We start from the raw sequence: 24,937 nt of genomic DNA, 5'->3' as shown, positions 1-24,937 counted from the left end.
GTTTATTTTAAGATGTAGAGGAGTGAAAAACTGTGAGTGTTTTCCGTAAGCAGGCCTCTCCCCAGGACGAGAAGAACAGCAAGAGCTCGCTTGGCCTGCGGCTCAACGTGTTTTTCTTCAGCACGTTTGTTATTTTCTGTGTCATTATTATCCGTCTTGCCGTTGTTCAATTCGTGGAAGGCCCTACCTTAACGGAGGTGGAGACCAGTCGTGATACCAAAAATGTGCCGCTCGCAGCCATAAGGGGATCGATCCGTGCCGCCGGTGGAGAGGAACTTGCTTATTCCACTTCTGTCCAGTCGCTTTATATCACGCTAACGAAAGAATATACAGCTAAATCTACGGACAAGGAAACAAAGATTACTTCATTCACCCCGGAGGCTCGGGCCAATGCCTATGCGCTGGCTAACAAGCTGGTGGAGTCTTTTAATAAGTATGGCGACCCAAAAGGGGAAAAGCTGACGGTTAACGATGTTATCAATTCCTTGGATCTGAATTTCAAGAAATATTCCGGCTTCATGGCACGACGGATCAAGGCGGGCCTTACCTCCGAGGAGGTAGCTTATTTCATGGAGCATAAAGCGGAATATCCGGGCCTGGAAGTAGTCGAGGAAAGCAACCGCCACTATGATAAGGATACGGTCGCGGTACAGACTATCGGCTATATCAAGCCTTTCAAGTCCTCAAGCAGCCTGGATATTTACAAAAATATTCAAAATGCGATGAAACAGATGGATGCCGATCCGGGTCTGACCTACAAGGATGATGAATTTGTCGGATTCGATGGTCTGGAGCTGCAGTATCAAAGAGAGCTGCGCGGGAAGAACGGCTACCAGGTGATCTCGGTCAATCCGCAGAACATGGCCGAAAAGGTCGAAAAGGTCGTTCCGCCAGTGAAGGGGAATGACCTGTGGTCCACCATTAACAAGAATATTCAGATGAAGACCCAAGAAGCCATTACCGAGCAGATTAGCTGGCTGCATTCCCATGCCGTGCAGGGGAAAACACATCCTAATGCGATCACCGGTTATGCGGTAGCCATGGAAGTGGATACTGGTAATATTGTCGCTATGGCTAGCATGCCCGACTATGATACAAATGTATGGACTTCGGGATCATTGCCTACCGATGTCTGGAACCGCATCATCGATAATTATCAGAACGGAACCATCAATCCGATTTCTTCGGGCGTTTCAGGAAATGGACTCCGTTCGGTACTGCTGATGGGTTCAACAATTAAGCCGCTAAGCGTACTCATAGGCCTGAATGAAGGATTTTTCAGTACCAGCTCTACCTACACCGATACAGGCAGTACCTCTTTCGGTAAGGAAGGGCATGAAACCAAAGTTAGGAACGCTTCCGGCCACGTATACGGTCCCATGGACCCGGCCAAAGCGATCACGAAATCCTCTAACGTATTCATGGTCGATATGGTCGGCAAGAAGATGTGGGATAAGTATGGTGGAACCAAGGGCATTGAGGTTTGGGACAAATATATGAAAGAATTTGGCCTCGGCGTATCCACACAAAGCGGCCTTCCTAGAGAGTTTCTGGGACAAATCAACTATACGGATACCAAGGCGGCGGGGAGTGCCCAGGCGGCACTGGTCTATGCGTCCTTCGGACAGCAGGGAAGCTACACTACGCTGCAGCTTGCACAGTATGCTTCCACCCTTGCCAATGAAGGAATCCGGATCAAACCGCAGCTGGTTAGCAAAATCACGGATTCAAACGGCAAGGTTGTCAAGACCTTTGGCCGAGAGGAGCTGGATAAAGTTACCACGTTTGACGATTCCTTTTGGAGAGAAATCAAAAAAGGGATGAGCAGTGAGGTGACTGCATTTAATGATTTCCCGTATGACTTTGCCCGCAAGACAGGGACATCCCAGCAGCAGGCCAAAGGTGAACTGCGCGATAACGGCGTCTTCATTGCCTTTGCTCCGCGGGATAAGCCCAAGCTGGCTGTAGCTGTGGTCATTCCTGAAGGCGGATTTGGCTCCAACAGTGCCGCACCGGTCGCCCGCAAAATTTTCGATGCTTATGATTGGGAATATGGCCTTGATGGCGTGCCTAAGAAAAGCTTGAAAACTGAAGATAAGACGGGCGGTGGCGTTCCGAATACGTCGGGCGAAAATACTCCGGCAACAAACAACTGATATTATGGACTGGAACGACGGAATGGTGAGCTACAAAAATACACAGCTACTCTGACACGAGAGAGCATACAAGAATGGAGGGGTGGCAAATGATTGCCAAATACCGCCTGCTGGCATTGGATATGGATGGAACCCTGCTGAATGATGAACAACAGATTACCCCAAAAACGGTGGAATGGATTAAAAAAGCGATGGATGCAGGCGTTCATGTCTGCTTGTCCACCGGACGTTCGTCACGCAGTGCGATGCCTTACGCAGAGCAGCTTGGGCTTAAAACTCCAATGATTATGGTGAACGGCAGTGAAGTGTGGCGTGCGCCTCATGAGCTGTACCGCCGTTCCCTGATGGACATGATGCTGGTCAAAAGAATGCATGAAATCGCCGAAGAACACGGAATCTGGTTCTGGGCGTACTCTGTGGACGAGGTCTACAACCGCGACACTTGGGATGGAAATATTGAAGGCCGGGAATGGCTCAAGTTCGGTTATTCTACGGAAGACGACGAGATCCGCCACAAGCTGCTGATGCAGCTTCAGGATTTGGGCGGCCTCGAAATCACGAATTCCACACCGCATAATCTGGAGATTAATCCGCTTGGTGTGAACAAGGCTTCCGGCATTCGGGAGGTCTGCAAGCTTCTGGGTATAGAGATGTCTCAGGTGGTTGCAGTAGGAGATAGTCTGAACGATCTGGCCGCCATTCAGCAGTCCGGATTTGGTGTAGCGATGGGCAATGCGCAAGAAGTAGTGAAACAGGAGGCGGACGCCGTAGTCGCCACGAACAACAACGATGGGATTGCAGAAGTGATTGAGAAGTATATTTTTTCGGGGGAATAATGATTTGAATCACAATTTGTAGGAGTTGAAGGAATTGGCGATTCTGGGGTGGGTTTTAATTATTGCTTTATTTGCCGTAGGCCTGGCCGGAGCGGTGTATCCGATATTGCCTGGCGCGCTGGCGATTTATCTGGCCTTTTTCGTATATGGCTGGTTCTTTTCCTTCGACCCGTTTGGTGCGGGATTCTGGATTATTCAAACGCTGATCGTGGTTGTGCTGTTTGTAGCGGATTATGTAGTCGGGGCCTGGGGTGTCAAAAAATTCGGCGGCTCCCGCGCCTCGGTCATCGGCAGCACGATCGGCCTCATCCTGGGCCCGTTCCTCATTCCGGCGTTTGGCCTGCTGATCGGTCCGTTTGTCGGCGCATTTGCCGGTGAACTGATTGCCGGTTCAAATCCGGGCAAGGCCGTGAAGGTCAGCTTCGGTTCATTGCTTGGCCTGTTCAGCAGCACAGTAGTCAAAATTGTGCTTCAAATTGCCATGGTCGTCCTCTTCTTTATCTGGATTGGCCGGTATTAATTTTAACAGCGAAGAAGGCGAAACAGTTTGTCCACCAAGAAAGAGTCATTTGTCAAAGGCACGCTTATTCTGGCCGCGGCTGCGCTTGTGGCCCGCGTGCTGGGTCTGGCCCAGCGGGTGCCGCTGGAGCACTTATTCAATGATATTGGGAATGCATCATTTACGCAGGCGAATAATGTGTACCTGATGCTATTGCCGCTGGCAACAGCCGGCATTCCAAGTACACTCAGTAAAATGGTGTCTGAGCGTTATGCGTTGAACCGGCCGCATGAGGCGCAGCAGGTATACCGTGCGGCGCTTATTTTTGCCGCAGTTGTCGGTGTGCTGATGAGCACAATCCTGTACATAGCGGCTCCGTATTATGCGGAGTACACCAAGGTTCCCGAGAGTACACTCGCGATCCGGGCGATTGCACCGGCGCTGCTGCTCTTTCCGATGATCGCGATGATGCGCGGGTATTTCCAGGGACGCAACAATATGATGGCCGGGGGCATCTCGCAGATTATTGAGCAGATAGCCCGGGTATCGACGGCAATCCTGCTTGCGTTTATTCTGCTGCGCCAGGGCTACAGCAATACATGGATGGCAGCGGGCGCTTCCTTCGGCAGTGTGCTCGGCAGCATCGGAGCTTTTGGCGTGATGCTGTATTATGCAAGGAAACTCCGCCGCAGCGAGGAGCAAAAGGCTTTGTATGATTCAAGCGAAGCCCGGATTCCGCTGCTGAAGATTTACAAGGATATTTTCAAGCTGTCCATACCGATTGTGCTCTCTTCCGTTACCGTTCCGGTAGTGAACTTTATTGATACCTCCCTCATCGTTCCGCTGCTCAGCGGACAAATCGGGTTGAAGGAGGCTACTCAAGCCTTGGGGATCTATGGAAGCCGTGCACAGAGTGTGGCCGGAATTCCACCGGTACTGTCGATTGCGCTTAGCACCTCGCTGATTCCAATCATTTCCGCCGCCTATGCAAGACGCGACGAAGTGCATCTGAAGCGGCAGGTGACGCTGGCGCTGCGGATTTCGATTCTGACAGGAACACCGATTGTCCTCTCGCTCGTTGTAGCTGCTTATTCTGTAAATGGATTGCTGTTCAGTAGTCTGGACGGCAGCGGCATTGTGGCTATGCTGACACTGGGGACGATTTTCCAGATTACAATGATGACGACCAACTCCATTTTGCTCGGAATGGGAAAAGCGCGGATCTCCATGTACTATGTGCTGGCCGGCCTGCTTGTCAAGTTTGGCTCGAACTTTATTCTCAGCCGTTTTTTTGGCATTTACGGCATTATTGCAGCAACGGCTCTGTGCTTCATTGTGATAACGCTGCTTAACCTGAGAATGCTGAGAACCATCATTCCTTTCGAGATCCTTGGCCGACGCTGGGGCGGTTTCGCGGTTGCTGTGTTGGCCTCCGGCGGGATCGGTTACGGACTGAATGAAGCAGGACTGATTCTAACCCATATGATGCCTGACCGGGTGGCTTTCCTGATTACCTGTCTCGTTGTAGGTGTAGCTGTAGTGGTCGTCTATCTGGTGCTGCTGATTGTTCTGGGGGTGCTGAGCCGTCAGGAGATCGCCGGTTATCCGCGGCCACTGCAGAAGGTGCTGGGTCCGCTCATGAGGCTGCAGCCCGAACGTATCCGTTCTGAACAATAATTCTATGATAATTGTCTTATCCTGTCTTTTTTATTTGACTTATTCCGTACAATTTGCTTCACTTAAAGAACACATAACAGACGCTTACTCTTAACTTAAGAAGGGACTGTTCAGTTCATGGATAAAATTACTTCCCCTGCGGAATTTCAGGTGTCGATTCAATCGCCCCGTCTGACCGTAGCTGTCTTCAAAGCCGATTGGTGCTCGGACTGCAAGTTCATTGACCCGTTCATGCCCGAATTGGAACAGAAATATAACGATCGCCTCACGCTGGTTGAAGTGGATGTTGACGCTGTAGGCGATGTTAGCCAGGAACAAAATATTCTCGGGATCCCCAGCTTTGTTGCTTATACGGATGGACGCGAGCTAGTGAGGTTTGTCAACAAGTTGCGTAAGTCCCGTGAAGAGATTGAGAGCTTTCTGGACAGGGCGCTTGAAGTTTATCTGACCATACACAAGTAATAACGATGCACCGCTTTCGCCCTACCCGAGCAGAAGCGGTGTTTTTTCTAAAAATATAAGGATTTATAGGTTTCACGCTATAAATCATCCTTCTATTTCTCGCTGAAACGGATTCCGTCCCTTAAAAAGACGGCGAAGCCGTTTCCACTTGATTTAATCGCTACATAGCTGTTCAACAGGCACTTATCCCAATCATTCCTATAAAATTGCGGGTGATCTCATTGACGATGAATCAATTGAAATGGCTCAGCTACATCACTTGTCTAATCATGTTTTTGGCGCTTCTCGGTGGTGCTGTAGTTACCAAAACCGGTTCTGGACTGGAATGCGGCAATGAATGGCCACTCTGTCACGGAAAGCTGATTCCTGCCTATACGCTAGGTTCTCTGATCGAATACACCCATCGTTTATTCAGCGGGCTGGCTGGCCTGATGTCCCTTGTGTCGATGCTGGCCTTTTGGCGTTATGCGCGTAAACGGAAAGATTTGCTGGTGTATGCGCTGCTTACGCTTTTATTTGTGGTGGTGCAGGGAGGAATGGGAGCGCTTGCGGTGATTAAATCGCAGTCGGCTGCGGTGATGGCGCTGCATATGGGTTTCTCCCTGATTGCATTCGCCAGCTCGCTGATGCTTGCGCTCGGGTCGAAAAGGCGGCATGTGCTGGGGGATAATCCTCCTTCTTCTGGACCGTGTGTCAGCAAAGGCTTCCGCAACTTAACATGGGCCGCTGCGTTATATTCTTATATAGTGGTTTATATTGGGGCCTATGTCAGCCACACAGATTCCCAGGGAGGCTGCTCCGGGTGGCCGCTCTGTAACGGGGAATGGGTACCGGAATTGTCTGGCGGTGTGGGCATTGTGTTCACGCATAGGGTTGCTGCTGCATTGTTGTTTATCCTGATCGCGTGTCTGGGACATTTAGCCTTCTGGAAACATAAAGCACTGCCTGAGCTGAGGGCACTTGGTGCTACTGCGGTTGTTCTATGTCTGCTTCAGGTATTCAGCGGTGCTGCTGTTGTCCATACCCTATATAATGAACGGCTGTACATTTTTGCCGCACTGGCGCATATTCTCCTGATTGCCGGACTCTTCGGCGTTCTGTGCTACATGAGTGTGCGCGTATGGCAGCTGGAAAGAGCGAATAAATAGTCTACGCTCATCAAACTTTTGCGGGATAACGCCCTGTTTGAGGAGGAACAATATAGTGGGATACGGGAATTTGCGTCAATGGATTGAACAGCTCCGCCGGGATAAGGATATTGCCGTGATTGATGCTCCGGTGGATCCTTATTTGGAGCTTGCAGAGATACATCGGCGTGTCGTACAAGAGGAAGGGCCGGCTTTGCTCTTTGCGAATGTAATCGGAACACCGTTTCCGGTAGCGACTAATCTCTTCGGAACGGTCCGCCGGGCCAATCAGGCATTCGGAACACGTCCGGAGCAGCTGATGAAGACGATGGCGAGTGCGGCCGAAACACTGCTGCCGCCAACAGCGTCCGGGATATGGAAGGAAAAACGGCTGCTCCTGGACCTGCTTAAGGTGGGAACCCGGAATGTTCCGCAGGGAGAAGCCCCGGTGCTTGGCGTCTGCCGCAGTACGGATCCGCTTAAGGAGCTGCCCCGCATCACCAGCTGGCAGGAGGAAGGAGGTCCATCGATCCTTCTGCCCATTGTTTATACGGAGAGCATCACTCAGCCGAATGACCATAACCTTGGGATATACCGGATTCAAATGTATGATGACAGCAAGGTGGGAGTGCATTGGCAAAAGCATAAAGGAGGCAGCTTCCATCACCGGGAGGCGGAGCTGCTCGGAGAGACCCTTCCGGTATCCGTTTTTTTAGGCGGGCCTCCGGCATTGATTGCCGCAGGAGCGGCTCCAGTACAGGAACGGATACCCGAACTGATGCTAGCCTCTCTAGTGCTGGGCGGAAAGCTGCAGATGGTCAAGGACCCGATGGGCGGGCACCGGATTCCCGCTGAAGCGGAATTTGCTATTCGCGGACTGGTCACGCCGCAGGAGCGTCATACGGACGGGCCATTCGGTGACCGCTATGGTTATTACTCCAAACCCCGCGATTTCCCGGTCATGCATGTTCAACGGATTTGGCACCGGAAGGATGCCATCTATCCGGCAACTATCGTCGGCAAGCCACGCCAGGAAGAATACTACCTCAGGGAGTATATACAGCGGCTGCTGGCCCCGGTATATCCGCTGCTAATGCCGTCTGTCAAAGCACTGTGGGAGTACTCGGAATGCGGTCCGCATTCCCTGGTGTCTGCTGTCGTGAGAGAGAGCTACCCTAACGAAGCGATGGCATCAGCCTACCGAATTCTGGGAGAAGGCCAGCTGTCCCTGACCAAATTCCTGCTGCTGACTGATGAACCGGTCGAGCTGACCGATTTCCCGGGACTGCTGGAGAACGTTCTGGAGCGCTTCAATCCCGCCTCAGACCTTATGGTATACGGCAATGTCTCCCAGGACGAGCAAGGGCATCCGGTGAATCCATTGAACAATAGCAGTAAGGCTATAATGGTAGGAGTGGGAAGTCCAGTGCGTGAGCTTCCTTATGCATACACGGAAGGACCAATTTCAGGTGTCACACAGGCAATTCCTTACTGCCGGGGATGTTTAGCCGTTTCCGGTGCATCCTATGAGGAAGATCCTGAACTTGCGTCCCGGCTAGTCGCTGTCCTGCGAGCCCAGGAAACGGCCTGGCCGCTCGTGATTGTGGTGGATAACGCCGCCGATACAGTACGTACTCAAACTTCTTTTCTGTGGACAGTGTTCACAAGGTTCGATCCGGCCAGTGATATATACGCCGAATGTGAGATCAAACGCCATCATATCGGCTATAAGCTGCCCCTTGTGATTGATGCCAGAATGAAACGGGATTATCCGGAGGAGCTGATTCCGCGCGAGGATATTGTTCAGCGGGTTGACCGCAACTGGAAAAGCTATTTCCCACACTGAGGAGGATACAGGATGCTGCGGATATTACTCGGAGAGCCGCCCCGCGAGAACAGCGGTGTGCTGGCTGAAGCCATGGACAATATGGCCAGGCTCGCATCCATGCTGCGCAAGGACATGAACCTGCATGAAGACCGTAACCACGAATACCGCAAACTTGAAATCTGGACGCGCGGCCTAATCTCTTCGCTGGATGAGCTGGAGCAAAGCTGGTTCGCGGCTGCCTTTTTCCGCAAATCCGTTGTAGCGGGCTACATGGATGATATGTCCCCTATGGAGCAGGGCGAATATGCGAGATATGTTTATTTTTATAAAGATGGCTTCATTCGTGTGTTTTCACTGCTGGACAAGCTGGGTACGGTGCTCAACAGTCTGTATGATCTGAATACCAGCAAGGTCAAAGCCCATTTCTCCTATTTTACGGTGCTCCGCCAGTTTCAGTTACTTAAGCAGCATGGAGAACTCGCTGATGAACTGGAGGGGATTAAAAATTCCTACCGGGAGCCGCTAGAGAATCTGCGCAAGCGCCGCAACGCCGAGATCCATTACATGAATGCTGAAATGCAGGATGATCTGTGGCAGAGGCATCAGGGACTTCATGACAGAATTCATCTGGAGGATCTGGACAGCCATCTGGAGGATTTGAAGCAGAGCCTTGAAATGGTATGTAAGACCTTGGCAGCAGCATTCAGATACAGCAATGAGCAGTGGCATAAGAGCAAAATCGCCGCAAATCTAAAGCCTGGGCCTTCTTCTTCAGTAAAAAGTTCCCTTTGACAAAAAAACTTAAACTTACTATACTTGAGCTTACATTAGCAGCTTACATGTTGCGGGAACTAATTTCATAATAAACTCTTATCGAGAGCGGCGGAGGGATAGGCCCGATGAAGCCCGGCAACCGATTTGTAGGTGAAGCGATAATCGTCGCTCTCTTCAAATGTCATGGTGCTAATTCCTACAATGCCGCGTGGTTTGCGGTCGTTGGCAGATGAGAAGGCATGGTTAATACAATCACAGGGCCTCTTGCGATCTGCAATCGATCGTAAGAGGTCTTTTTGGTTTTCATATGGGTTACTTGGGGAGGACAAATGGTTTGATAGAGCTGAAAGGTTTGACCAAGGTATACGGAAAAGGCAGCAAAGCTGCAACGGCGCTCTCTGGACTGAACCTGTCGATTCAAAAAGGGGAGATTTTTGGAGTCATCGGCCACTCCGGTGCCGGTAAAAGTACATTGATCCGTTGCATCAACCTGCTGGAGCGCCCGACGGAAGGCGAAGTATGGGTGGACGGAGTGGAATTGACCTCACTTAGTCAAGGACAGCTCCAGGAGCGGCGGCGAAAGATCGGCATGATCTTTCAGCATTTTAATCTGCTGTCTTCCGCAACGGTGTACGATAACATTGCATTTCCGCTGCGGCTGTCGGGGACACCAAAGGCACAGATTGAAAAGAAGGTTCTGGATCTGCTGGCGCTTGTAGGTCTTGAAGAACACAGCCGTAAATACCCGGCCCAGCTATCAGGAGGGCAAAAGCAGCGGGTTGGTGTCGCGAGGGCTCTGGCCAGCGACCCCGATGTGCTGCTCTGCGATGAAGCTACCTCGGCACTGGACCCGCAGACGACCGATTCGATCCTGCGGCTACTGCTGGACATCAACCGGAAGTTTCATCTGACCATCGTGCTGATTACCCATGAAATGCATGTCATTCAGAGTATTTGCGACCGGGTTGCAGTGATACATGGCGGGGGAATAGTCGAGCAAGGTGAGGTAGCCAGGGTATTCCTGAAGCCGCAGCATGAAGTGACGAGGGACTTTATCCGCAGTGAACACCAGCATGAGGGTCCGCTTCGTGTAGCGCTGGATGCAGTACATGGACAGCACAGCACATCCGTCAAAATCACATTCCTTGGACAAAAGACATATGAATCCACGCTCTCCCATGTGGTCCGGAAAACCGGTGTGGACTTTGCCATTCTTCAGGGAACAATTTCAACGATCAAGGATGTGCCTTACGGCCAGCTCCTGGTGCGCTTTGAAGGCAACTTGGAAGCTGTTGAGGCAACTCTTGCCGAACTGACAGCGCAAGGTCTTGATGTGGAGGTGTTCGGCTAATGGGCAATTTGAACTTTAACGAAATTAACTGGGAAGAAATGCTGGATGCGGGCATAGCGACACTACGAATGTTGGCGTATTCCGGAATTTTTACAATTATTCTTGGTTTACCACTCGGAATTGTGTTATATTTATGGGGAAGATCGAATAACTACTTTATCAGGTTGGTTTACTCGGTATTATCCTTTGTGGTGAATATCCTGCGTTCGGTGCCTTTCATTATCTTGATGGTCGCCTTGATTCCTTTGAGCAAAAGCATCATGGGAACTTCGATAGGTGTACTCGGAACGATTCCGGCGCTGGTGATCGGCGCAGCTCCGTTTTTCGCCCGACTGGTGGAAACGGCTCTACGCGAGGTGGACCGGGGCGTGATCGAAGCGGCGCAAGGGATGGGAGCCACTACCGGTCAAATCGTCTGGCGCGTACTTTTGCCGGAAGCCCGTCCAGGTTTGCTGGCCGGAGTGACCATTACCATCGTTACATTAGTTTCATACACAGCGATGTCGGGGATGATCGGCGGCGGAGGTCTGGGTGACCTGGCTATCCGTTACGGCTATTACCGCTATGAGAAGGAAGTCATGATTATCTCGGTAGCACTGATGGTGATTCTCGTGCAGCTACTGCAAATGGCCGGTGACCGGCTGGTTCAACATTTTACCCGGAAATAAGGTACTTCCATATACAAGCCTTATTCATACACACATACACAATAGAGGGGGATTTACAGATGAAAAAAGTACTGCTCACATTCTTCAGCTTGACCTTGGTTTTGGTGCTGGCAGCCTGCGGCAACAACAATAATACCAATAATGCAGCGAACTCTGCTGCTACGAACGCCCCGGCTGCAGATGTATCCGCAGAGCCGTCAACTGAGCCTGCTGCTGAACCAGTAACACTGGTGATTGGCGCATCCCCTAAACCGCATGCAGAAATTCTGAAGGCAATTGCCCCGCTTCTTGAAAAGCAAGGCATCAAGCTGGAAATCAAAGAATTTACAGATTATATCCTGCCGAATACCCAGCTGGCCGAGAAAGAACTCGACGCAAACTTCTTCCAGCACAAGCCTTACCTGGATGACCAGAACCAAAAGAACGGAACGGATCTGGTATCCGTTACGGCAGTTCACGTTGAACCCTTTGGTGCCTACTCCAAAAAAATCAAATCGATCGACGAACTGGCTGACGGCGCAAAGGTAGCCATTCCGAACGATGCCACCAACGGTGGACGCGCACTGATCCTGCTGGCCAAAAATGGCCTGATCACTTTGAAGGACGACACCAATATCGCTTCCACCACAGCAGATATCACCGAGAATAAAAAGAACCTGAAAATCGTGGAATTGGAAGCCGCTATGCTGCCCCGCCAGCTGGATGAAGTAGATCTGGCCCTGATCAACACCAACTATGCGCTGGAGGCAGGCCTTGTTCCAACCAAAGACGCATTGTTTATCGAAGGAGCAGATTCTCCTTATGCCAACCTGCTGGTAGCCCGTCCTGACAACAAGGACTCTGATGCCATTCAGAAGCTGGCTGCAGCACTGACTTCCCCGGAAGCCAAAGCCTTTATTGAAAAGGAATACCAAGGTTCGATCATCCCTGCGTTCTAAGAGGGATTTAACTGGAGAGGTGAAATTCAGACCAGAGATTGCAGGGTAGCCATAAGTGGCTGTTCGGGCAGCCTCTGGTCTTTACTAATAGCGCCGCTGCTCCGATACCGTACCTGTCCAGTACCCTAAAAGTTGATACCCCATGTGAAATCCACTATAATAAAAAAAATCCCGGCCTTCTTCATCGGAAGGCCGGGATCGTTATGATACGGGATTAGAATACTTGAACAACTTCTTCCACGCCTTCTACTTCTTCAAGGAGGGCGCGTTCGATCCCGGCTTTAAGCGTGATCGTGGAGCTTGGGCAACTGCCGCAGGCACCCATAAGTTTCAACTTCACAATGCCGTCTTCGACATCGATCAGTTCGACGTCACCGCCATCGCGCTGCAGGAACGGACGAAGTTTATCGAGCACTTCCAGTACTTCATCATACATGGTGGCGCTTTGTACATTCTCACTCATTTCTCAATCACTCCTTTCGTATGCTTATTATAGTACAAAAAGTTAAAAAATAAAATGGTTCACACAGAATAAGGAGAACATCATGAGACCACTTATTGAATTTTGTGCCAGCAATATCGGTCATGGCACAGAACCGCTGAAGCGCAAGCTGGAACTGAATCCCGAATATGATGTCATCGAATATGGCTGTCTGAACAATTGCGGGCAATGCTATCTGCAGCCCTTTGCCATGCTTGACGGTGAAATTATTGAAGCAGAAACTCCTGAAGCGCTTGAAGAAGCCATTGAGGCAGCCATTAAGGAACAGGAAGCCTGGGACAATCTTGAAATTGACTAGTCCTGTTTTTTTTAGCCGAAATGCCGCTTGGACATCCAGAGCACACCGCTTTTCAGCAGGCGGGGAACCCGTCCCATCACAGAGCGGCGGCCCATCAGGCCAAAGCCGGCATTTTTGCCCAGAGAGCCAAGGGTGCCTTTCAGCTTGATTGCGTGAAGCTTCGGTGTTTCATCGCGCCATAAAGCTTGAATAATCTGGGCCACCTGTTCGCCTTGTGCTCCTGCCGCCTGTGCGCTGGGCGCAAAGGGAAGACTTGCACAGTCCCCAATCACATAAACCTCCGGATAATCAGCCACATTATAATATTGACCCACAATAATCCGTCCGCCCCGGTCCTTCGGCATCTCTAGCTCCTGCACGACCTGCACCGGCTGGATGCCTGCGGTCCATACGGTCACATCTCCGGGTATGGCCTGGGTGCCATTGAAGATGGCATCCTTTTCGACGTGGGATACAGAAATTTGGCCCAGGGTCTCCACGTGGTGCTCACTGAACCATTCCTCTACATACTGCGACAGCTTCGCTGGAAAGGAGGACAGTACACGTTCTCCCCGGTCCAGAATGGCGATGTTCAGATCCGGACGGCTCTCCCTCAGCTCTGCAGCAATCTCCACTCCGCTAAGTCCGCCACCTACAATGTTAACGGTTCCGTATGGCTTCACATCATTCAGACGGCGGTAGGTTTCACGTGTCCCGGAGAAGCTCTGGATGCTGCAGGTATGCTGTTCTGCTCCTGGAATATGATGATAATTATCCGTACAGCCGAGTGCAATGGCCAAAATGTCATAAGAAAACGGTTCCCCTGTCTTCAGAAATACCACGCGGCTCTCCAGATCAATGGAGCCCACTTCTCCGTAACGAACCGTAAGACGGGGGTGAACCGGGAACTGGATGCGCAGATGGTAATCCGTGACGGTGCCCGCAGCCAGTGCGTAGTATTCCGTCTTGATCCCCTGGTAAGGCATCCGGTCAATCAAAACAATTTCCACATCATGGGGGAGATGGTTGTCGAGTAATTCTTGAATGAGGGCAAGGCCGCCGTAGCCGCCGCCCAAGACGAGTAATGTTCTCATGACATCTTCCTTTCGAATATGGCTCAAGTAATGGCCATTGCAGCAGTTATCGGATGAATTCCGGCTTGCAGTTATTCGTATACCTTAATCTCGTTGTAGAAGGTATCCCGTTCTACCGGAATCTTACCAGCGCCCTTCACCAGCCAGATCAGCTCTTCGCGGGTCAGTCCCTCTGGAGTCAAGGCCCCAGCCGCGTGGCTGATCCGTTCCTTCAGAATCGTGCCGTGCACGTCCGAAGCGCCGAAGCTCAGTGCAACCTGAGTAAGCTGTGCCCCGATATTGATGAAATAAGCCTTAATATGGTCGAAATTGTCCAGCATTAGACGGCTGATCGCAATCGTTTTGAGGTCCTCGTAGGCCGAGTTACGACGCATGATTCCGGCGTTCTTGTTCTTGGGCTGCATCGACAGGGGAATGAACACCATGAAACCGTTCGTTTCATCCTGAAGATCGCGGATTTGCAGCATATGCCGCACGCGGTCCTCATGAGACTCGATCGATCCGTACAGCATCGTGGTATGTGTCTTCATGCCGAGCTGATGTGCCGTCCGGTGAACCTCCAGGTATTCCTCTACATTAGCTTTGTTGACCCGCATTTTTTTGCGGTATTGATCAGAGAGAATTTCTGCTCCACCGCCTGTAAGCGACTGAAGTCCGGCTGCGCGCAGCTCCTCCAGCACCTCACGGATACTGAGTCCGCTGATTCGGGTGAAAAAATCGATCTCCGCCGCTGTGTAGGCCTTCAGAGTCACCTGCGGGAACGATTCATTCAAGGCCTTAAGCGAATCCACATAATATTGAAAAGGCACCTTATCATTATGGCCACCGACAATATGGAACTCGCGCACCCCGGGGTGGATATGCTGTTCGACATATTGCACCATTTCCTGACCGTAAAGGGTATAGGCGCCATCTTCACCGTCATCCTTGCGGAAATTGCAGAATGCGCAGTGTGCTTCGCAGACATTGGTGAAATATAGGCTCATGTTTTCGATAAAATATACCTTGTTTCCGTTCTTGCGCTGATTGACTTCATTTGCCAACTGGCCGATGGTGAGTAAATCATTACTTTCATATAAATAAACGCCATCTTCCAAATTTAATCTTTCTCCGCCGCGAACCTTCTCAATGATGTTCGCCATTCTGGCGTCTGTGTGGGGTGTTATAAGAGTAGACATATGATTCCTCCTGAAGGTTATGGCGAGGCAAATGCATCGCAGAATAATTCCCAAAACAAACTAGGGAGTGGCCGTCCATTACAAAAAGCTGCGATGTCAGCTGCCTGCGTGACAATTTTCCGAATTTTACGCATATTGCTTTACCTATTATAAACCTCTCACAGGGGAGCGGGCAACCGCTGAGCAGAGATGGGATAGTCAGGCTGCAGATATAAACGGCAGGTTCAGTTTGGACTTGAGAGCAGAGGGATAGTGGAGTATACTTAATTTTATATAAAAAATTACTTTTGGCCGGATCGGCCATTGAATACAGAATATTTATTCGGGAGGTTAGAGACCATGATTACAATCAGTGAATCAGCTGCAGGACAACTCAAGACTATGCTGGCTGAACAGGAAATTCCGAATATGTTCCTTCGTCTTGGTGTTACTGAAGGCGGCTGCAGCGGCTTCTCCTACGCCATGGGCTTCGACGACAACGAGAGCGATCAGGACGTATACCTGGATGTTCAGGGTATGAAGGTTGTTGTGAGCAAAGACGATATCCGTTACCTGAATGGCCTCGAGATCGACTTCGAGGAATCCGGCATGACCGGCGGCTTCACCATCAACAACCCGAACGCCACCGCTACGTGCGGCTGCGGCTCGTCCTTCCGTACGAAGGAAGAGGCGGGTAACCCTGCGGCTGAGCCGTGTTAAAAGGCGTGATGTGAAGTGGTTTAGCATACGCTGATCTGTACGGCAGCCGATGCGTCAGCCACTCGCGAACAGACGTTTGGTGCTGCGGATTGCAGCGGTGAAAATGGACATTTGGATTGGATTAAGGGGAATTACTCCCACTAATCCGAGACTTTTGACAACTGGAGCATCATTAGGTGGAAAAAGTCCATCTAAAATAGCCCAATTAGGCGATATCTGCTGAATTCCTCTGAATTAGGTGGAGAAAATCCCACTAATTGCTGTTGCACAACACATTCCCGCTTATTAAGTGGAGAGATTCCACCTAAAGGTTAGTGTGTTATTACTTTATCGGTTTATATAATGTTAACAATATCGAAGCCTTCAGGTGCATGTACCTGGGGGCTTTTTGTACCTTCCACTGCGTGCCGGCGGAGATATTTCCAGTATTTAGCTGGGCTGGTATACTAAATGGAACGAGTATCTAAAGTGGAAATCCGGCAGGAAGATAATCGAAGGTGTTTTTCTGTTCTTGAACAAGTATGAATAATCCAATCCTGGTGAGACTGGCAACCCCGGAGGATGCCGAAAGTCTGGCAAAGCTTAACTTGAGTTTAACGGAGTTCTAATGGACATGCATGCCATAAAGGAAACACTGGTTTCGTCAAATGAACTGTTCGCGCTGAGCATACGCGGAGATACACCGATAGGTTTTGCATGCGGCCAGTATTTCAAATCAGTATGTTATCGGCAGTTGTATGGAGAAATTACTGAAATGTATGTGAGTGAGAATGCGCGAAGAAGCGGGTGCGCCACATCATTACTTTCTTTTCTGGAAGCGGCACTTCGGGCCCGGGGAGTCAAGGAAGTTAAATTAATAACCGGCGCCAACAATGAGGCAGCCATCGCAACCTATACGAAAAATGACTACACAAGACAAGAATATATCGTGCTGTCCAAAAAATTATGAATACACTAAACAGTTACCAATTAGGACAAGGAAGGGAGAACCAACATGATCACCATAGCTTTGACGAAGAAGCTTTTTGAGCTTAGCGCTTTGGTAGAGGAACAGGACAATGAAGAAGAGGCTGAATTCTATAAGTGGCATGCTAATGTGTTCCGGATGGCTAGGAAGAATAACGTGATTTTTATGAATAATCAGACACGGTATAACTTTATTTTATTTGGAATGAAGAAGGAACACTATAAAAATATTAATCAGCTATTCATTCAGTCCCTGATTGAAAACTTGCGAGCCGATGAAGTCCCTGAATCAAAAGTAATAGAGTATGTAAGTAAAGCCGATGCCATCAAGTTCACCAAAACCTATAGTCGAAGTGTTCTGGGTTCAATGACAGACATGGTGAAGATGACAGAATTCTTAATTTTAGATTACCCTCCTCACGAAATGAATATAATAGCGCTTAACCAAAAAAACAATCGGTGTCCATTGGTTAAACTAAGCAGCTTCCCCGAACGATTGATGAAAGAGGCATTAGGTTTGCACTAATATGAAGGCGGAGGACTCATATGAGGCCGGTGCACCGGTTATTCTGGCCAACTCAGTGCTGGCCAAGGCGGGAATACCCGGTCACTCTGCGTACGCGGCCAGCAAAGGAGCCGTCGGCAGCATGTACCAAAGTGCTTGCTTCCGGGCTTTCGCCGCTGGCCTTACGGGTCAACAACATTCCCCCAATGACAACGGGGCCAAGCTGGAAGCGGGATGGCGCTTGCAACTCCGCTTAACCGTGCGGCGATCCGGAGGGATTCGCCAATGTCGCGCTGTTCATGGATTCCGATGACTCCTGGTATTTCAAGGTGTGGAATCGCCGTAGATGGCAGCACGTGCAACTCTCCGATTGGTGCGCCTTCTTACCGGCAGAACGTATAAGTATCTGCATTTCACAGATAATCACTACGGACCACACTGCTCTTATTCTCCTTGTCAGGCTCATTTCGCCGGGGTAACGGACCGTATTGCGCTTATTGTCTCTCATTGAGCACTTCTCGGATGAATGTCAGTAAATAGCAGCACTGGAGTCCGCAACTTTAGCAAAACGACATTTTTTGGGAAAATAAGAGCTACAGGGTCCGTTGCCATCTTATCTACAGCTGCCTTGATGAATACCGCAATTAGCGGTAGAAATTCGTAGACTACGTATGCTTGAGGCAGCGAGCTTTTCTTCGTATAGCTTACAGACAGATGTTTGTGCTCCTCCAGTTCCGTCATCCTCCTCCGTTACTCCTGTTCCCCCTTCTCAGGTTTGTAAGTCCCAGCTGCATAGAATTTCCCAATAAGAGGTAATATACGCTCACTGTCGAATAAGTGATAGATATACAAATGGAATCACATTGTGTCGGCAGCTGGAATGTTGTAAACGCTCACAATAGAGATGCAGGAGGCGAACGAAGATGGACGGAAGCAAGTCATTGATCTATCAAATTCTCAAGACAATTGAAGAGGGCAAAGAACCGGTGCTGGAGAACCTGGAAGGGATAACAATAGGGGGGTATCATAGCGCGCTGGAACAGATTAAGGAGAACAATCTGGCCAGTAATATCAGCTTCTCCCTTAGCGGAAAAGGTAAAAAAGCGGTCCGTGTTGCGGACACAAGCGGCTCCAAATTGACCCCTCAGGGTATCAACTATATCCATATCCAGGACAGCCGCAGCTTCTAGCGTTCCATAAAAGGTGTCTTCCCCACGGAGATAAGCGAAAGCATAATGTCTATCCACTCCGGGGGAAGACGGTGGTTGGGATAACTATGCGGCGGCAAAGAGGATCTCAGCCATCACCGGACCAAGGAAGAGGCTGAGCGCGCCGGCAAAGTAGAGGCGAAGAAGGCTCAAGTTAATAATCATAACTTCGAATGCATCTGTCTATATTCTGTGGGTGTCATGCCATAATATTTCTTGAAATTGCGCAGGAAGCTTGAAAAGTTGGTGTAGCCGACCTGCTGAGCAATATCGTTCAGCTTCATGGGGGTTTCCAGCAACAGCTGTCGGGCGGATTTCATGCGGACTTCAATTAGATAATCTACAAAATTACTGAACGTATACTCCTTAAAAAGCTTGCTGAAATAATTGGGGCTGATGTTGAATCTGTCCGCCAGATAATTAACAGAAATATCGCTTTCATTATAATGCTCCGTGATATAAGAGAGAACACTCTCAATCAACTCGCTGCTCTTTTTCTTAGTATTTCTCTTTTCGTTCATGGACTGAATTAGTTCATCCATCAGGGAGCCAAGGACGGCCCGCAGTTCGTACAGCGTCTCGCACCGCTGAAGGCGGATAAGGACTGTCTCATGTTCTGCTTGGAATTGTTCGTTCAGGGCAGGATCGGCTGCAGTCCTCAGGGCTTTCAGGATGACCTGCAGGCAGAGCTGGACCATCATCTCCTTGGACAGGTTGCAACGGGCCGCACGTTTGAACAGCTCCTCCAGCACAGCTCCGGTTTTCTCCGCATTGACCTGCTTGACCGTTTCTATAAGATCATCTATGGATTCGAATACCTCAAGCAATCTGCCGCTGTCCCAGGATCCTACATCGCCTGAGGTAATCAGTGCACTTGGCCCCATCAGAATTTTGCAGGAGACCAGTGCCACCGACTCGAGATAAGACTTACGGATATCAGAAAAATGATCATAATGCCCTCCCATGCCAATAGAGAGGGTCCGCCTGAACTGTCCCTCAATATAGGCCATGAAATGCTCTCCCAGGGCTTTGGCCGCAGCGGTATTCTCCGTACTTCCGCTATTTTTGAAGCTCAGAATCATTACGGCCTGAAAGTCATTCATCTGAACGGCCGCCCCTTTAATCCCTCCCTGACGGGAGCGGATCATTTCTTCGGCAACATTGCACAGTGCATAGAGGTAAAGATTCATATCCCCCACTTTTTCCAGCATAGCCTTATTGTCATATTCCATGGTCAGAACGATATAATGCTCGGGATACAGCTCAATACCTACATGATTCAGCATCGGCTCCGCGAATTCGAATTTCGTCCGGTTGCCTGTCAGAATATCGAACAAAATCTGCAGTTTCAAGGCAGGGATACTCTCGTGAAGCTTTTTCTCGGCATTGGAGTAGCCGGTGAATACCTGCTCTATTTTGCTATGAAGCTCATTATAGGAAAGGGATGGGGAAGTTCTCCTGTTCTCCAAGCCAAGGGGAGTGCGCTTTGTGATTTCCTCTAGTCTGGCGATAAAATATTCCATGGGGGCAAACCAGCGGTGGTTGACGAAGCAGGTCGTCAGAGTAGCGACAACCAGCATCAGACAGGCCATGCCGATCAGAATATATCGGACAGTAAGCGAGAGAGTGCTAAGCTGATGTTGGGACACGACATAGATTAGCTTCCAGCCGGTATAGGCGGAATTGTCGTAGAATATAAGATTTTTGCCGTGAGCCGTTGTCTCGGTCACATATCCGTGGCCCTCCTTGGAAAGGACATGGGAGCTGTAGCTCTGATCAAGAATACTCTGATGAATCAGCTTGGAATCCTTATGAGATAGTATATTCCCGTTCTGATCGACCAGAAATACGTTGTAGCTGTCGCTAAATTGCAGGTCGCTGAACATCTTCGAGATACTCTTTTCGTTAATCTGTGTGACCATAACACCGCTTCTGTCCTTCGGCCCTGCCGTAAACGGGTAATTGCGGACAAGCAGAAAGTCGCTGCTATGGGCATCCGGTGGAGAAGCTGTCCATTTATTGACCTTGGCGCTGCCGGCAAAAGACTTGATCCAGCCCATCCCGGCCGCTGAATTCAGATCATAATAATCCGAAGCGGAGATCAGCTTGCCGCTGAATGTGGAATACAGAAACACAGCCTTCATATTGAAATTGGCTCCCAGGATATTCCCGAGCTGATCCTGCAGCATGGACAGACCCATCAGATGCTGAGGGGCATCTGAAGCAGAGCTCTCAAAAAAGGAGCGGCTCTCATTGTTCCGCAAAAGATTGATGGTTGTCAAATCGATCTCCTGCAGGGCGCTGTCTACCCGCTTGCTGATCTGTCGCAGCACATTCTGATTGGAGCCTATCACCTGGTTCTCCAGCTGGCGGATCGAACTTACATAGCTGATGGCTACGGTTGTGAGGATAATCAGGACGAATAGAGTGATGTAAATGAGCTGTACCTTGGCTGCTATTGTTCTCTTCAACTTGCTATCGCTCCCTTAACCGGCAGATGGTACCTACATTATATGACAGAATGGCGAATCAGTCGGGTTCCACTTTCCATTACGACATAGCGTTTTCTACAAATAGTCCCTGCACAGCGGTAAATGAGAGTTCATTGTAGGTTCTGCAACTGTTCAGTTTCCATGGCGGGAACCTATAGTTGAGTTGCAGACCGGCGCCCGGTTGTCTCCTTATCAAGACATCACAAGTTTGCTATCACAAATCCATTGGAGGTCAAAGGAATGTACAGACAAAACAAAATCACACCCGCACTTCTATCGTTGCTGCTTCTTGGAACAGTATCCTTAACCGCATGCAGCAACAATAATAACAAGAACACAGGCAATGCGGCAGAGCCAACCTCAGCCGCAGCCTCACAGCCGGCAGACGAGGACAAATATGCTTCACTGCCCAAAGAAATCTCCGCCTCCATTTATGACAGAGGGCAGGTTGCTACCAGTGAAGGCTCTTATGAGGATAACCGGTGGACGAGGTATATCAATGAGAATTCCGGGGTCAAGGTCAATTGGGTACCGATCCCGCGCAATCAGGAAGCGGATAAATTCAATGTGCTGATTGCATCGGATCAGGCTCCAGATATGATGACGACCTTTAACCGTGACTTTATCGTCCGCTGGGCGGGTGAAGGGGCTATTCAGCCTTTGGATGAGTACATCGAGAAGTATAGCACCAGCTATAAGAAATACCTGGAGGAGCATCCCGAGCTGAAGCCGTATCTGACGCTGGAGGACGGCAAAACGTATGCTATCGCCAGCTTGCGGCCTACCCGTGCCAATACAGCCCTCTTCATCCGGCAGGACTGGCTCGACAAACTGGGGCTGGCCATGCCGAAATCGGTAGATGAGCTGATTGAGGTAGCCAAAGCTTTCCGGGACAACGATCCCGACGGCAATGGACAGAAGGATACGATTCCTATGGCGATGTCAACGGCGTATACGGCGATCACGGACGACTGGTTTATGGCGCGCAGCGCAGCGTGGTTTGTGGAGGACGGGAAGCTCGTCCAGAGCTTTTTCACAGAACGCTATAAAGACGCGCTTGCTTTCCGCCAGCTTGCATACAAAGAAAACCTGGTCGATAAGGAGTTTGCTACGGACAAGGAGTTTTCGCGGCAGAAGCAGCTGTGGACCACGGGACGTTCCGGTATTTATTTCAGTAATCTGAATATGGACAATACCATTAATGATCTGCGGAAGAATAATCCGGATGCCAAGCTGGCCGCAGTTCCGCCTCTGGCCACGAAGTATGGAACGAACGGCTATGAGGTTGAGGTTCCTAATCATCTATTGACCGCCTTCAACAAGAACATGAAGAATCCCAAGGCGGCGATGGAATTCATCGACTGGATGCTGGATACGGGCTGGGAGCCGCTGACCTATGGAACCGAAGGGGTTCATTATCAGATGGAGAATAGCATTCCGGTTACAACGGACTATGACAAGTGGAAAACTGAAGTCGGCTATGCCTCAGAGTACAGAGTGGTCCAGCAGGAGCAGTATACACCCGATTATTTGCTCACCCGGGCTGGAGACAATCAGGATGATCTGGATATGGCTAAGCTCAAGAATGCAATCATCAAATTCTCCGAGACGTATACCTTCCGTAAGGATATTCCATATATCCCGCCTGTTGCAGAATACTCTTCTATAGCCGGCCAGTTTGAAACCAAATGGAAGGAAATCAATACCCGTATGGCGATGGGAAACCAGACACCGGATGAAGCGGTCGAGGAGTTGCGCAAGGCCTGGAACAGTCTTGACGGAGACAGTGTTACCGCTAAGGTTCAGGCTTGGTACGACGCAAACAAAGATAAGCTGAAATAAAAGCAAGGAGTGAGAAAGATCCCTATGCAAAAAACATTGCAGCATCCTTCCGGTCCGGCAACCATACGCCCTAAAGGCATCCAAAAGCCGGGACGGGGCCTGTTATATTATCTGCACCGAGACCGGTATCTGTATCTGTTCCTGATTCCCGCGATGTCGTATTTCTTCCTGTTCAAATTCGTCACGCTGTACGGCGAGCTCATTGCCTTTAAGGATTTTCGCCTGCTGGACGGGGTTTGGGGCAGTCCCTGGGTAGGACTGAAGCATTTCCGTGCGTTGTTCCAGAGTGCCGACTTCTGGCAAGTCCTGCGCAATACGCTGCTGCTTAATCTGTACAATCTTGTTTTTGCTTTTCCTGCACCGATCCTGCTCGCCTTGCTGCTGAATGAGCTGCGGGTGAACTGGTTCAAGCGGACGGTGCAGAACCTGCTGTACCTGCCCTTTTTCATCTCATGGGTAGTGCTTGCCGGAATTATTGTCTCCTTGCTGTCGCCCTCTACCGGTGTAGTGAATGCAGCATTGCAGGCAATGGGCGTGGACCCTGTATATTTCATGACAAGCACCTTTTGGTGGCCCGTTGTGTTCATTATGTCGACGATCTGGCAGAGCGCAGGCTGGGGCACGATTATTTATATGGCCGCCATCTCCTCCATTGATCCCGGATTATATGAAGCGGCCAAAATCGACGGAGCCACCAAGATGCGCCAGATCTGGCATATCACCCTGCCGGGCATCCGCGGCACGATCGGCGTGCTCCTGGTCCTGCAGATGGGCAAGATGATGGATGTGGGCTTCGAGCATATTTTCAATCTGCAGAACGCCGCCGTGTTCAGTGTGTCGGATGTCATCAGCACCTTTGTGTACCGGACAGGACTGCAGAATGCCCAGTATAGTCTGGCGACGGCGGTTGGATTGTTTCAGGCCCTAATCGGGCTGATTCTGGTGCTGACTGTCAACAAAATTGTGAAAAAGCTGGGTGAAGGCGGATTATGGTAAATCGACTGAAAAGTACGCCACTGTATGTGTTCCTGGCACTATGCGCCTTTGTAACCGTGTTTCCGCTTCTGAACATTCTGTCCATGTCGCTGAGCAGCAGCCGGGCGATTATTTCGGGTGAGGTGGTACTCTGGCCAGTGGAAATAAATGTCCAGGCCTATAAGCAACTGTTCATCGACGGGCAACTTCTGGTCGCCATCAAAAATACCGTAATCATTACAGGGGTTGGCACCGTACTCCAGATGATCGCAACCACTTTGGCGGCATACACGCTGTCGAAGCGGCGTTTAAAGGGACGGCAGATATTTACGTTCATGGTGATGTTCAGCATGCTGTTCGGCACCGGCCTGATTCCGTTGTTCCTGCTGGTCAAGCAGCTGCATTTGATCAATACGTTTTGGGCGATCTGGCTGCCGGGCCTGGTGAGCGCCTACAATCTGTTTGTGATGAAATCATTTTTTGAAGGCCTGCCGATGGAATTGGAGGAATCCGCGACGATTGACGGCGCGACGGACCTGACGATTTTTTTCAGACTGACGCTGCCCTTGTCCAAGCCGATTCTGGCTGCCATTTCACTCTTTTATGCGGTTTCGCTGTGGAATACGTACTCCAACGCTTTATATTTCATCAGTAAGTCCCAGCTCCTGCCCGTGACGGTCAAGCTGTACCAGATGCTTCAGACACCGATTGATTCTCTGCTCGCAGGCGGGGACTCTGCTCACTATATTCAGCCGGAGGGTCTGAAGGCGGCGGCGATTATGATTACGGTACTGCCAATTCTCTGCGTGTATCCGTTTTTGCAAAAGCATTTCATTAAAGGCGTTTTGCTTGGATCGGTGAAGGGTTGAATGGAGCTTTAAAG

24 protein-coding genes and 1 riboswitch are annotated in these 24,937 nt (G+C 50.1%); of the genes, 19 read left to right on the top strand and 5 right to left on the bottom strand.

All coding sequences use genetic code 11. The annotated features are described in order from the left end of the window. Positions 1-32: 32 nt before the first annotated feature. The 11 genes from ACTJKB_RS18875 (at position 33) to ACTJKB_RS18825 (ending at position 12,316) form a co-directional block, all read left to right on the top strand. Complete coding sequence (locus ACTJKB_RS18875; protein ID WP_440835940.1) at positions 33-2,156, top strand: peptidoglycan D,D-transpeptidase FtsI family protein; 2,124 nt, start codon at positions 33-35, stop codon at positions 2,154-2,156. 89 nt (positions 2,157-2,245) lie between these two features. Further along, complete coding sequence (locus ACTJKB_RS18870; protein ID WP_440835939.1) at positions 2,246-2,992, top strand: Cof-type HAD-IIB family hydrolase; 747 nt, start codon at positions 2,246-2,248, stop codon at positions 2,990-2,992. A 34-nt stretch (positions 2,993-3,026) separates the two neighbouring features. Continuing rightward, positions 3,027-3,512 carry a DUF456 domain-containing protein gene (locus ACTJKB_RS18865; RefSeq protein ID WP_074108062.1) on the top strand — a complete coding sequence of 162 codons (486 nt, stop codon included), beginning with the start codon at positions 3,027-3,029 and terminating at the stop codon, positions 3,510-3,512. A 27-nt stretch (positions 3,513-3,539) separates the two neighbouring features. Further along, on the top strand, positions 3,540-5,168 hold the full coding sequence (locus ACTJKB_RS18860) for a putative polysaccharide biosynthesis protein (protein ID WP_440835938.1): 1,629 nt from the start codon (positions 3,540-3,542) through the stop codon (positions 5,166-5,168). A 117-nt stretch (positions 5,169-5,285) separates the two neighbouring features. Next, positions 5,286-5,630, top strand: a complete 345-nt coding sequence (locus ACTJKB_RS18855; RefSeq protein ID WP_440835937.1) for a thioredoxin family protein — start codon at positions 5,286-5,288, stop codon at positions 5,628-5,630. Positions 5,631-5,851: 221 nt separating this feature from the next. Further along, positions 5,852-6,778: a COX15/CtaA family protein gene (locus ACTJKB_RS18850; RefSeq protein WP_440836007.1), complete on the top strand. Its 927-nt coding sequence runs from the start codon at positions 5,852-5,854 to the stop codon at positions 6,776-6,778. A 55-nt stretch (positions 6,779-6,833) separates the two neighbouring features. Next, positions 6,834-8,603 carry a UbiD family decarboxylase gene (locus tag ACTJKB_RS18845; RefSeq protein ID WP_440835936.1) on the top strand — a complete coding sequence of 590 codons (1,770 nt, stop codon included), beginning with the start codon at positions 6,834-6,836 and terminating at the stop codon, positions 8,601-8,603. 12 nt (positions 8,604-8,615) lie between these two features. Next, positions 8,616-9,377 (top strand): Cthe_2314 family HEPN domain-containing protein, encoded by a 762-nt coding sequence (locus ACTJKB_RS18840; protein WP_440835935.1) that lies wholly within the window; start codon positions 8,616-8,618, stop codon positions 9,375-9,377. Positions 9,378-9,452: 75 nt separating this feature from the next. Further along, a riboswitch (SAM riboswitch) is annotated at positions 9,453-9,595 on the top strand. Between the two features lie 98 nt (positions 9,596-9,693). Then, entirely contained in the window at positions 9,694-10,710 is a 1,017-nt protein-coding gene (locus ACTJKB_RS18835; protein WP_440835934.1) for a methionine ABC transporter ATP-binding protein, read from the top strand. Continuing rightward, the gene (locus ACTJKB_RS18830) at positions 10,710-11,378 is read left to right on the top strand and encodes a methionine ABC transporter permease (protein ID WP_074110136.1); all 669 of its coding nucleotides are present in this window, start codon (positions 10,710-10,712) and stop codon (positions 11,376-11,378) included. Before ACTJKB_RS18835 ends, ACTJKB_RS18830 begins: the two co-directional genes overlap by 1 nt. A 59-nt stretch (positions 11,379-11,437) precedes the next feature. Then, positions 11,438-12,316 (top strand): MetQ/NlpA family ABC transporter substrate-binding protein, encoded by an 879-nt coding sequence (locus ACTJKB_RS18825; protein ID WP_440835933.1) that lies wholly within the window; start codon positions 11,438-11,440, stop codon positions 12,314-12,316. Between the two features lie 214 nt (positions 12,317-12,530). On the opposite strand, the gene ACTJKB_RS18820 is transcribed toward ACTJKB_RS18825, so the two are convergent. Continuing rightward, positions 12,531-12,779 carry a NifU family protein gene (locus ACTJKB_RS18820; RefSeq protein WP_379159126.1) on the bottom strand — a complete coding sequence of 83 codons (249 nt, stop codon included), beginning with the start codon at positions 12,777-12,779 and terminating at the stop codon, positions 12,531-12,533. Between the two features lie 82 nt (positions 12,780-12,861). Between ACTJKB_RS18820 and ACTJKB_RS18815 the strand changes: the two genes are divergently transcribed. Further along, on the top strand, positions 12,862-13,116 hold the full coding sequence (locus ACTJKB_RS18815) for a YuzB family protein (protein ID WP_074083836.1): 255 nt from the start codon (positions 12,862-12,864) through the stop codon (positions 13,114-13,116). An 11-nt stretch (positions 13,117-13,127) separates the two neighbouring features. Here the strand turns inward: ACTJKB_RS18815 and ACTJKB_RS18810 are convergent, their stop codons facing one another. Continuing rightward, a complete protein-coding gene (locus ACTJKB_RS18810) occupies positions 13,128-14,189 on the bottom strand; it encodes an NAD(P)/FAD-dependent oxidoreductase (protein WP_440835932.1) in 1,062 nt (353 codons plus the stop codon). 71 nt (positions 14,190-14,260) lie between these two features. Next, positions 14,261-15,367, bottom strand: coding sequence for an aminofutalosine synthase MqnE (mqnE, locus tag ACTJKB_RS18805; protein ID WP_440835931.1), 1,107 nt, complete (start codon positions 15,365-15,367; stop codon positions 14,261-14,263). Positions 15,368-15,706: 339 nt separating this feature from the next. On the opposite strand from mqnE, the gene ACTJKB_RS18800 reads away from it, so the two are divergent. The 3 genes from ACTJKB_RS18800 (at position 15,707) to ACTJKB_RS18790 (ending at position 17,558) form a co-directional block, all read left to right on the top strand. After that, the gene (locus tag ACTJKB_RS18800; RefSeq protein WP_440835930.1) at positions 15,707-16,066 is read left to right on the top strand and encodes a HesB/IscA family protein; all 360 of its coding nucleotides are present in this window, start codon (positions 15,707-15,709) and stop codon (positions 16,064-16,066) included. Positions 16,067-16,679: 613 nt separating this feature from the next. Next, the gene (locus tag ACTJKB_RS18795) at positions 16,680-17,015 is read left to right on the top strand and encodes a GNAT family N-acetyltransferase (protein ID WP_440835929.1); all 336 of its coding nucleotides are present in this window, start codon (positions 16,680-16,682) and stop codon (positions 17,013-17,015) included. 45 nt (positions 17,016-17,060) lie between these two features. Next, positions 17,061-17,558: a DUF6933 domain-containing protein gene (locus ACTJKB_RS18790; protein WP_440835928.1), complete on the top strand. Its 498-nt coding sequence runs from the start codon at positions 17,061-17,063 to the stop codon at positions 17,556-17,558. 483 nt (positions 17,559-18,041) lie between these two features. Here ACTJKB_RS18790 and ACTJKB_RS18785 read toward each other — a convergent pair whose 3' ends face one another. Then, the gene (locus ACTJKB_RS18785; protein ID WP_440835927.1) at positions 18,042-18,278 is read right to left on the bottom strand and encodes a hypothetical protein; all 237 of its coding nucleotides are present in this window, start codon (positions 18,276-18,278) and stop codon (positions 18,042-18,044) included. A gap of 182 nt (positions 18,279-18,460) precedes the next feature. Between ACTJKB_RS18785 and ACTJKB_RS18780 the strand changes: the two genes are divergently transcribed. Next, complete coding sequence (locus ACTJKB_RS18780) at positions 18,461-18,727, top strand: hypothetical protein (RefSeq protein WP_440835926.1); 267 nt, start codon at positions 18,461-18,463, stop codon at positions 18,725-18,727. A gap of 179 nt (positions 18,728-18,906) precedes the next feature. Here ACTJKB_RS18780 and ACTJKB_RS18775 read toward each other — a convergent pair whose 3' ends face one another. Next, positions 18,907-21,216 carry a helix-turn-helix domain-containing protein gene (locus ACTJKB_RS18775; RefSeq protein ID WP_440835925.1) on the bottom strand — a complete coding sequence of 770 codons (2,310 nt, stop codon included), beginning with the start codon at positions 21,214-21,216 and terminating at the stop codon, positions 18,907-18,909. Positions 21,217-21,477: 261 nt separating this feature from the next. On the opposite strand from ACTJKB_RS18775, the gene ACTJKB_RS18770 reads away from it, so the two are divergent. The 3 genes from ACTJKB_RS18770 to ACTJKB_RS18760 are packed head-to-tail and all read left to right on the top strand — an operon-like array spanning position 21,478 to position 24,923. Further along, complete coding sequence (locus tag ACTJKB_RS18770) at positions 21,478-23,079, top strand: extracellular solute-binding protein (protein ID WP_440835924.1); 1,602 nt, start codon at positions 21,478-21,480, stop codon at positions 23,077-23,079. 24 nt (positions 23,080-23,103) lie between these two features. Next, positions 23,104-24,075 (top strand): ABC transporter permease, encoded by a 972-nt coding sequence (locus ACTJKB_RS18765; RefSeq protein ID WP_440835923.1) that lies wholly within the window; start codon positions 23,104-23,106, stop codon positions 24,073-24,075. Next, positions 24,069-24,923, top strand: a complete 855-nt coding sequence (locus ACTJKB_RS18760; protein ID WP_440835922.1) for a carbohydrate ABC transporter permease — start codon at positions 24,069-24,071, stop codon at positions 24,921-24,923. The genes ACTJKB_RS18765 and ACTJKB_RS18760 overlap by 7 nt, the downstream gene beginning before the upstream one ends. Positions 24,924-24,937 lie beyond the last annotated feature (14 nt).

The sequence above is a fragment of the Paenibacillus sp. 22594 genome (genome assembly GCF_052044425.1).
Lineage (GTDB): Bacteria > Bacillota > Bacilli > Paenibacillales > Paenibacillaceae > Paenibacillus_AQ.
The sequence above is the reverse complement of the archived record's forward strand: the minus strand, read 5'-3'. Positions and strand labels throughout refer to the sequence as shown.